The 8,080-nt window shown below is 62.7% G+C and carries 13 protein-coding genes; 9 read left to right on the top strand and 4 right to left on the bottom strand.

The window, feature by feature from the left end; all coding sequences use genetic code 11:
• Window positions 1-1,448: hypothetical protein (locus HNP47_RS14805; protein WP_184280156.1), on the top strand; the 1,448-nt coding region annotated here is incomplete at its 5' end.
• A 22-nt stretch (window positions 1,449-1,470) separates the two neighbouring features.
• A complete protein-coding gene (locus HNP47_RS14800) occupies window positions 1,471-1,887 on the top strand; it encodes a hypothetical protein (protein WP_184280155.1) in 417 nt (138 codons plus the stop codon).
• Here the strand turns inward: HNP47_RS14800 and HNP47_RS14795 are convergent.
• Window positions 1,884-2,030 (bottom strand): hypothetical protein, encoded by a 147-nt coding sequence (locus HNP47_RS14795; RefSeq protein ID WP_184280154.1) that lies wholly within the window; start codon window positions 2,028-2,030, stop codon window positions 1,884-1,886. The two genes, HNP47_RS14800 and HNP47_RS14795, sit on opposite strands and share 4 nt — an antisense overlap.
• 96 nt (window positions 2,031-2,126) lie before the next feature.
• Here HNP47_RS14795 and HNP47_RS14790 point away from each other — a divergent pair, with 96 nt between their 5' ends.
• Entirely contained in the window at window positions 2,127-2,267 is a 141-nt protein-coding gene (locus HNP47_RS14790; RefSeq protein WP_184280153.1) for a hypothetical protein, read from the top strand.
• Here HNP47_RS14790 and HNP47_RS14785 read toward each other — a convergent pair.
• Window positions 2,264-3,061 carry a methyltransferase domain-containing protein gene (locus tag HNP47_RS14785; RefSeq protein ID WP_184280152.1) on the bottom strand — a complete coding sequence of 266 codons (798 nt, stop codon included), beginning with the start codon at window positions 3,059-3,061 and terminating at the stop codon, window positions 2,264-2,266. The two genes, HNP47_RS14790 and HNP47_RS14785, sit on opposite strands and share 4 nt — an antisense overlap.
• Window positions 3,062-3,164: 103 nt before the next feature.
• On the opposite strand from HNP47_RS14785, the gene HNP47_RS14780 reads away from it, so the two are divergent.
• The 3 genes from HNP47_RS14780 to HNP47_RS14770 all read left to right on the top strand — a co-directional run bounded on the left by HNP47_RS14780 (window position 3,165) and on the right by HNP47_RS14770 (window position 4,799).
• Window positions 3,165-3,506 (top strand): hypothetical protein, encoded by a 342-nt coding sequence (locus HNP47_RS14780; RefSeq protein WP_137720728.1) that lies wholly within the window; start codon window positions 3,165-3,167, stop codon window positions 3,504-3,506.
• On the top strand, window positions 3,503-4,018 hold the full coding sequence (locus HNP47_RS14775; protein ID WP_184280151.1) for a hypothetical protein: 516 nt from the start codon (window positions 3,503-3,505) through the stop codon (window positions 4,016-4,018). Before HNP47_RS14780 ends, HNP47_RS14775 begins: the two co-directional genes overlap by 4 nt.
• 130 nt (window positions 4,019-4,148) lie before the next feature.
• Window positions 4,149-4,799 carry a hypothetical protein gene (locus HNP47_RS14770; RefSeq protein ID WP_184280150.1) on the top strand — a complete coding sequence of 217 codons (651 nt, stop codon included), beginning with the start codon at window positions 4,149-4,151 and terminating at the stop codon, window positions 4,797-4,799.
• Window positions 4,800-4,891: 92 nt separating this feature from the next.
• On the opposite strand, the gene HNP47_RS16435 is transcribed toward HNP47_RS14770, so the two are convergent.
• Window positions 4,892-5,020 (bottom strand): hypothetical protein, encoded by a 129-nt coding sequence (locus tag HNP47_RS16435; RefSeq protein ID WP_260394892.1) that lies wholly within the window; start codon window positions 5,018-5,020, stop codon window positions 4,892-4,894.
• Between the two features lie 844 nt (window positions 5,021-5,864).
• Here HNP47_RS16435 and HNP47_RS14765 point away from each other — a divergent pair.
• The 3 genes from HNP47_RS14765 to HNP47_RS14755 are packed head-to-tail and all read left to right on the top strand — an operon-like array spanning window position 5,865 to window position 7,007.
• Complete coding sequence (locus tag HNP47_RS14765; protein ID WP_184280149.1) at window positions 5,865-6,377, top strand: TIGR02594 family protein; 513 nt, start codon at window positions 5,865-5,867, stop codon at window positions 6,375-6,377.
• Window positions 6,374-6,781 (top strand): hypothetical protein, encoded by a 408-nt coding sequence (locus HNP47_RS14760; RefSeq protein WP_184280148.1) that lies wholly within the window; start codon window positions 6,374-6,376, stop codon window positions 6,779-6,781. The genes HNP47_RS14765 and HNP47_RS14760 overlap by 4 nt, the downstream gene beginning before the upstream one ends.
• Window positions 6,782-6,809: 28 nt before the next feature.
• Window positions 6,810-7,007, top strand: a complete 198-nt coding sequence (locus HNP47_RS14755) for a hypothetical protein (RefSeq protein ID WP_260394916.1) — start codon at window positions 6,810-6,812, stop codon at window positions 7,005-7,007.
• Between the two features lie 863 nt (window positions 7,008-7,870).
• On the opposite strand, the gene HNP47_RS14750 is transcribed toward HNP47_RS14755, so the two are convergent.
• Window positions 7,871-8,077, bottom strand: coding sequence for a hypothetical protein (locus tag HNP47_RS14750; protein ID WP_184280147.1), 207 nt, complete (start codon window positions 8,075-8,077; stop codon window positions 7,871-7,873).
• Window positions 8,078-8,080: the final 3 nt, after the last annotated feature.

Below are 8,080 nucleotides of genomic sequence, written 5' to 3'. Positions count from 1 at the left end.
GCAAGGTCGCGCTGAGCGAATACAACACGCTGAAGGGCGAGGTCACGTCGGCGCGCGACGGTGCGCCGTCGCTGCTGGGCCAGATCCAGGGCCTGAAATCCGTCGATCTGGACCTGATCGCCAACAAGGCCAGCGTGGCGTCGCTGAACGCTCTGACGGCAAGAACGACCAATGCCGAAGCCGAGATCATCGATCTGGAGAAGGCCCTCGCTACCGAGGCCCTGATCCGCGCCGAAGCCGTGAATCAGTTGTCGGTTCGGCAGAACCCTCGCGCCAACATCGTCAGCAACAGCTCGGGCGCGCAGGGCATGAAGGGCTGGACGCGCTTCGGCTTGCGGTCGGTCGAGGCCTATCCGGTCACTGCCGACGGTCCCCAGTTCGTGGCGGCGGCGCCCAACGCCGTCGGGGAGAACTTCGGGGCCATATCGCCCGCAGCCTCGATCAATGGCGGCGAGCGTTACTCGCTGCAAGCCGAGCTTGCCGCCGCCGACACCATCAGCGGAACGGTTCGGGCGCTTGCCTTCTATCTCGACGCCGGCGGGTCGCAAGTCGGTCCGCCGCAGTCGGTGGAATATCCGGCCGGTGACTGGTCGCTGCGCAAGAGTGAGGGCTTCCTCGCCCCCGCCAGCGCTGTTCAGGTCAGACTGCAAATGGATGCCGCCGCGACGTTCGGCGCTGGGGGTGCAGCAGGCTGGCGTCGGATCAAGCTGGAACGTGGCCTGGTCTGCACGCCGTGGACCGATGACGCCTCGGCGGCGGCGTTGTCCGCTTCGCTCACCGACCAGTCGCTCGCCATCCTCGATCTGGAGAGCCAGAATGCTTTGGCCAGCTGGTACAAGATCGCAGACGCTGCGGGCGGCAAGCCGACCCGGATCGGCCTGCAATCCTCCGCCTTCGGCAACTTCATCGCCCTGGACGCCGAGCAAATCTATTTTGGCGACAACACCGTCTTCGACAATGCCAGCGACACGATCCAGACGGTCTGGGGCGCGACCCGCAAGGTGATGGCTTGGGGGGCGCCGTTTGGGCCTGACAATCTGGTCGAATGGGTCGGGCCAAGCAATATCGCCCTCGGCTCCATGACGAAGGCCAATGCCGGGTTCTGGGTCGATCAGGTCGGCGCCTACGGCCCCACACCCCTGCCTTCGTTCTGGGCCAAGGTGACGCCGACGCAGATCAGCCGATCACGCACGGGGGCCGGATCGGTCAGCACCGCCCTGAACGATGTGATCGTCACCTGTTACACCGGCACATCGGGCGCAACCTGCAACTGGTCCCGCGTCTCTGGCGACGCTTCGATCAGCTATCCCTCGACCGGCTTCACGCCCGTGTTCAGCACGACGCTGGCGGCCGGTGAGACCAAGACCGCCCTGTTTGTCGGACTGGTGGCCAAGAGCGGCGACGTGGACCTCGTCTACGTCAACGTCGAGTTCTCCGACAATGTCTAACCCTCAACCCAAGGAGCCTGTCATGGCCACTGTGAAAACCGATGCCGAAAAACTGGCTGACGCGAAAGCTGAAGCTGAGGCGTCACGCGAACGCCTGAGAGCTGTGCAGGAAGCGGAAGCGCCGATCCTTGCTGCGGCCGATGAAATCACCAAGGCCATTCAGCTGCCTTACGCCGAAACGTTTGTGTCCATCATGGCGGGCAAGGAGGCCAAGGCCTTCCGTGAGGTGCTGGAAGCCCACGTGGCGGCCAGCCTGGATGACATTCCGAAGTCGGCCGCGACATTAGTGGCCGAGGGCACGAAGCAGAAGGCAGAGCGCCTTTTGACGACTATGCAGTTGAGCCTTGAAAGCGGACAGACACGCGTGGCGAGCTTGCAGCCCTTGCCTCCCGCTGATCCCGAGGCCGTCCCTGTCACCCCGTCGCCCGCCGAAACCTAAAGGTCTTTGGCAGGGCCGTTCGGCTCGTCCGGTTCGCCGTCGGCGTCCCTGTCGGTAATCTCGCGAGGCTTTCGCCAGCTCTCGAAGCTGCCTGACACCGCGAACAGGGCGCCGGCCAGGACGACAGCGCCAATGAAAAGCAAGATGAGTTCCATGGGGTGCCAGCGCTCCATGGAACTGACGGGTTCCCCAAGCCGCCCAACGGCTGTTCCACCACGGCCTGACATTCGGAGACCTCCATGGCTCGTTTCATCCGCTGGGTGGCGGAACCCTTCACCGTGTTCGGGATCGGCGCGCTGCTGAACCTGATCCTGAGCGCGGCGGCCTATGCCGGCGTCAAAAATGCGCGTCTCGTTTTGTCGTTCGACTACGAAATCTAGCCGCGCTTGCGCAGGACGAACGCGTTCTCGTTTCCGACAGACAGTGCACATTCGACTGATAGCGTGGTGATCCTGCAGCAGTGCTCGACGAGTTCGGTTAGCGCGTCCAGCCCCCAGGCATGAACGTGGATGTCCATTCCGGCAGAGAGCAGACGTTCCGCATGGGCGTCCACGTCCTTGTCAGGAATAGCTTCGCCAGTGAGGAATGGATGCACGAACCTGACGTGCTCGCGATAGGCGTCAAGACGTGTGCCAGCACCGCCATCAAGCGCATCGGCAATCAGGTGGTCCAAGGTCGTGTCAGGACGCAACTGATCAAAAGTCTTCGTCCGCTCGGGCGCCACCAGGATCATCTGGCCTCCCCTTTTCAAGACGCGTGCAGCAGCCAGGATCGCACCGATAGGGTCAAGCAGATGCTCGATCACATGAGCGCTGATGATGAAGTCGGCGCTGCTCGCGGGGATGCCGGCGAAGGTCTGGGCGTCGATGAAGGTGTCGCCCCCCGATACCGCATCGACGCCAAAATAGGCGGCGAGAGCGGGTTCGTCGCGAATGTCTCCATAGGCCACCTGCAGGTGATCCGGCACTGGGAAGGGCCGAGCCCCCGCCCCTACCTCTATGCCGCGCCCCTTGAGCCTGCTGGATAGACCTAGTCGCGCTCCGAACACGAGGTTCATTTCGGATTCCGCCAGTGCTTGACGGCGCCAAGCGTGCAGGCTGGCGCAGGCCGCGACGATCTCGGACACGGGCTTGTTCAGCCAAAAACCAATGGTCTCGTCTTCGTACGTGCCCATGGGCCTAATTCACTACGAAGCGTGCACCCTACGCAAGCGCGGGATGCAGTTCAGCGTTAACGCCAGCCATCGTTCCTGACGTGCCTGACTATCGGAGGAACGGATGTTCGACCCGCGTGAACTGCCTCTGTTCTGGGGCCTGTGCGGCGGCCTGATCGCGGGCGGCCTCGGCATGATCCCGGCCTATGGGTCCAAGGGCGCGACGCGCGAGGCGCGGGTGCGCGCTTGGCTGTCGCTGTGCATCGGCGTCTTTGCGGGGCCGGTGGCGGCCGAGGCGGCGACGCCGTCGATTGTCGCCCTGGTCAAGGTGCTGGACTTCCGCGTCGTGGCGCTGGCGATCGGCTGGATGGCCGCCAACGATCCGCGCGGCTTCTTCAATCTGGTGGGGCGCATCATCAAGGCCGGCCTTCGGGCCGCCGTGGAAAGCAAGGAGGCGTCGTCATGACGCATCACGCATGGGTCGTTCTGACGGGGATGCTGTTCCTGTCGGCAGGTGGAGTGATGACGGTCGTGTTCCGGTTGCTCGGGCCGACCTACCACACGCGGATCTCGGGCAGTTGGTTCCTTCGGCTGGTCGTGTTCCTGATTGCAATCTTCCTGATGGTCAGGGGGGCGACAACAGTATTCCCTGGCCGCCTAGTCAGGGTCGAGCATATGTCCCCGCTGCTGCCGCTTGGCGCGCTTTGCTCGCTGGCCTTTTCCCTCATTGTTCTGGACTTCGTGCAGCGGGATCGCAGCCCGCCGCCCTGGAGCGTCATGGCGATCCGCCTGTTTACTCTGATCCGTCGCGAGGATTGGGCGGCCGAGGCGGCGATGAAGCTGCCACCAGCTGGGCTGCTCGATCGGCCGGTATCAGATCAGCCGCATCACGGCCTGCGCATCACCGTCATCTGCTTCGCGCTGGTGATCATCGCCGCCGCCGCCCTGACGATTTGGTTCAACGGCCTGTTCGCCTGACGAACAGGGTTCGTCACAAGCGGGCTCGGCGAATGTCTGAGATGGGTGGAGAGCGGCCATTGTTCCGGGCAGGCAGAAAGCCAAAAGACATCTTTGATGCTACGATAGGCCTATGGATTTGAGATCAACTTTGCTGGTCGTCGTCGGCACACTTGCCTGTGTTTTAGGTTCTTGTCGTGAAAGTCCGGCGCAGATGGCTTTCGGCTCCTTCACTTTTGAAGCCGCAAGACGAGCAGATATCCTCACGGCTAGTGCGGGTGAACAAACCGCTGTCATTGAATTCTGCAACCTCAGTCTCGGTGAGGCCGCCTTAACCTATGGGTGTAGGCAGAAGGATCCCGCGCTCGGAGACAGCGTGCGGGGTTTTCGAGTTTTGATGATGGAGCGAATGCGATGGACCTCACCTCCATTTGGGGAGCGTCCCGAAGGCGTTTTTTCACCCCAGGCTAGGCCTTTGATCGCTTCTAGGGTCGATGAAATGCTCGATCCAAGCGGCATCCCCAAGTCACCCAACTGGTATGCATTTTCTAGGCTTAAGGCAGGCGGGGGAGAAGATGACCCAATCGTCACAACAGACCGACAGTGGCCTCTCATTGTCTGCCAAGCTGGAGCTGCCTCGCGGATTTGCAGAATAGCTTTCCTTGTCGAGGGCGTCTTCGTAGAAGCGAGTTGGGAGCATCACGGCGTAGTCGATCAAGCTGAGTTGTGGCGAATTTCGACCGGTATCGACACCAAGCTTCGCACCTTCATTAAGCCTTCGGCTGACCATCTGAACAAATAGGTGCTGAAGGTCGGCTTAGGGTCGATTTGAGACCTGCGCTTCGCGGGTGATGAAGCGGTCTTTCAGCCGCTCGCTAACGAACTGAGCCCGCGTCAGCGCCAGTGAATATGGTGAGCGAATGCCTCGCCGCCGGACACCAGGCTGAATGCGAAACCGATTGCCGCCGTCACGATCAGAACGCGGGCGTGGCGATGCGCGAAATAGAGAAGTTCACCGATCATGGCGTTTATATTGGTGTGCATTGATCGCTACGCCAGGGGCCTGTCAGCTCGCAATCCAACGCGTCAGCATGAACACGCCGCCGGCGACCACCCCCCATGCAGCAAGGCTAGCGAGGACCAGTACGGCCACGCGCACCTTGCCTGACCACTTCGGCTCCGGCGCGCCCCATAGCGGGCTTCCGTTATCGTGCTGCATCGGCATGGCAGCAACCTAAGCATATGCGACCGTCGGGCGCATCCCCACCCCAGCAACTCGACGGTCATCGGATCTCGGCTAGAAATGCCCTCACAGAACGAAGTCCCTGCACATCAGCCTGGTCATCTCGAAGCTGCTGGTCGCGTTCCAAACTACTGATGACAAGATCGATTAATGCGACGCACTCTTCTGCACTTGATGGCCGTTGGATCAGGGCCTTCGCCAACATTGAGTCGATGACGTCGGCCGCCCCTTCCGGATCGTCGATCTGATGAAGTTTCAAAGCGGACGCGGAGCAATCCAAGCACCCCATAGCGGGCTCCTGTAGTCTTCTGATCCTGCGAAACTGGCCGGGGCATTTGCGGAACCGTCGGCCATAGCTCCCCGCTAGAGCGAGCCTTGAGGCTCAACCCTGACGCTATAACTCACACCCAATACGCGCAAGCCCTACTGACAATCTGGCCACCCGCAGACCGGGATACGCACTCTGTTCGCATCAGTGCCAGACAGCACGGACCAAGCCCCATACTGCAGCCACGACGTTGGCGAGCAGAATGATGACGAAAGCGGCAATGAACAGCCGCCCTGGTTCACGATCCTGGTCGCCCTTCATGGCGGCCAGCTAACCCTGAAAATCCGGAGAAGACCATGGCCTCGAAAGAGCCTGCCTGGCTGGCGTTCGCCCGCCAGCAAATCGGCGTGCGTGAAATCGTCGGACCCAAACACAGCCCGATCATTATGGGCTGGATCCAGAAGCTCGGCGCCAAGGTGCTGGGCATCAAAGTCATCGATGACGAGACGGCGTGGTGCGGCACCTTCGTGGCCATGTGCATGATGATGGCCGGACTGGCATCGCCGGCGATGGCCGTCCGCGCCTCGTCCTGGGCGACGTGGGGCCGTCAGCTAGTTGGGCCACGTCTGGGCTGTGTCTTGGTCTTCACGCGCACGGGCGGCGGTCACGTCGGCTTCTACATCGGCGAGGATGCGAGCCACTTCCACGTCCTGGGCGGCAATCAGGGCAATGCCGTCTCGATCACTCGCATCGCCAAGGATCGGCTGGCCAAGGGCGGCATGCGCTGGCCCGCCGGCTTCGCGCTGCCGGCGGTTCAGGTGATCCGCCTCAACGCCGCCGGCGTGCCCGTGACGGTGAATGAGGCATGACTCGCACCCTTACGCCGTTGGGCTGGCTGATCGCCGGCATCGCTCTGCTGATGGCCATCGCCCTGATCGCCTGGGGCTGGAACAATCTGTGGGCCTGGCTGCCGTGGTCGGCCGAGGCGCGTCTGGATCGGGCGGAAGCGCGGGCCGATCGCGCGGAGAGCGACGCCTCGGCGCGCGGTCTGGAAGCCCAGGGCAACGCCGAGCAGGTCCGACGCACGGAAGCCTATGGCGACATCCGCGTGCGCGTCGAAGCCGCCACCGCCGAATCTATCACCCAAGCCCGGAGCGCCCCTGATGCGATCAATCCTCTCGCGGCCGATCGCGCCGCTCGCCTTCGCAATCATGACCGCCGCCTGTGCGACATCGCCCCGGCCGGTTGCCCCGCCGCGCCTGGCGCTCCCTGATGCGTCGACCCAGCCCTGCGCGCTGGCTGTGCTGCCGGATCATCCGACGGACGCCGATCTCGACGCGACCTATATGCAGCGCGGCGCCCAGGTGGTCAGCTGCGACGCGGCCCGCGCCCTTGCCGTCGAAACGCTGATCGCGGAGCGGCGGCTGGTTGATGAGTGGCTGAAGCTGAAAGAGCAGCGACGTGGGCTCTGGTATTCTCGCGAGCCCTCTAGCCCGTGAAAGTGACGTTTCCCGGCGACCCTTTTGCGATCCGACATAGCTCCTCATTCGGCCGCATCGCTGTGCCATTCAGTGTGAGCTTTGCCCCATGGCGTAGCGCGCTCGCGAGCTGGATAAGTTCGTCAGCGGAACGCGTGTCGGCATAGATTGTGATGCTGCCCCCGCAGCGCGCTAGCTCACACAGCTCTTCGATAGGTTTGCGTTGCATTGATCGCTCCGAACTAAACGCGCTGATTTACCAATCAAAATCGACGCTGCAAATGCCAAGCTTGAGTGGATTAACGGGACCTGACGCAGCGCTTTGTGGTTATCTGGCTAGCCGATCGCGAAGTCGGCTCATGTGTTTTCCGACTGCCGCCGACCTTTCGAGGACGGCGGCTTTTGTCGTTTTTCGGACTTCCGGAACGCGGTGTCGTTGATCTGAGTTAGTTGCGCGGAGCCGGCCTGTGAGGGTGGTGGCCCGGCTAGATGCGCCACCCCGTGCGGCGGGCCGCTTTACTCTCCCAAGCTGTGAAGTGCCCGTCGCGTCAGGCTCCGCAAGATGTTCTGACTCGGCTTCAGTGCCGATCTGCGGGTCGAGGCCCAGCCCCAGCTGTCGCCAGCCGATCTGGACAGCGACGCGGCGCTGACGGCTCACGATGACGCGGTCGAGGCCTGGGGCGATCGAGGCTGGGCGGCGGTGGGGCGGATTTGCCGCTGGGCCGTGTTGAGCGGGGCGGACCTCCCGTTCGGATGTCCGGCAGCGGCTGCGCCACCGCAGCCGGGCTAGACCATTTCGTTGACGTCACCGAAATGATCCAGCGTCGAGCTTCAGGCTCCGCTGCTAGGGCCGCCATCCTTCGGGGTGGCGGCCTCTCTTGCGTTTAGGCTCCCGCGCGGTTGTAGATTGCGCGCTTCGAGCCAAGCTTTAGGTCATTGAGAGATTTCGGCGCACCAAAGGACGGCAGCGCGGGTCCCTTCGCGATGCCAGCCTCTCGCAGCTTCTTCACATCAGCCAAGGCTTGACGCACTCCATCAAATCCAGCGGCGGCGGCGGGGTTCATGCGTAGGATTTCGTTAATATCAGCCATGCT

The organism is Brevundimonas vesicularis, assembly GCF_014204545.1.
Lineage (GTDB): Bacteria > Pseudomonadota > Alphaproteobacteria > Caulobacterales > Caulobacteraceae > Brevundimonas > Brevundimonas vesicularis_B.
Note: the sequence above shows the minus strand (reverse complement) of the source record. Positions and strands in the feature narration are given on the sequence as shown.